At 38.6% G+C, this 207-nt stretch carries 1 pseudogene; it reads right to left on the bottom strand.

The features are described 5' to 3' along the window. A pseudogene (locus tag DXA87_RS18595) lies at positions 1-207 on the bottom strand (transcriptional regulator); the annotation flags it as partial.

Raw genomic sequence — 207 nt, 5'->3', positions numbered from 1 at the left:
TAACAGCAGTAAGTCTTTAGAAAAAGCGTCTTCTGTTTTATTGAGGTCAAGAGGTAACTGTTTGAGAATGTTGCCCATCGCATCACGAATCTGCAATTCTTTCTTATCCGTAATATCAGTTTCATATTCATCGGTTTCCCCTTTGAGCCATTTGATTGATACATGAAGTGCTTCCGAGAGACCTTCCAGTACCATCTTTTTGGTATT

The sequence above is a fragment of the Desulfotomaculum sp. OF05-3 genome (assembly GCF_003435535.1).
In the GTDB taxonomy this organism is placed as follows: Bacteria; Bacillota; Clostridia; order Lachnospirales; family Lachnospiraceae; genus Pilosibacter; species Pilosibacter fragilis.
The sequence above is the reverse complement of the archived record's forward strand: the minus strand, read 5'-3'. Positions and strand labels throughout refer to the sequence as shown.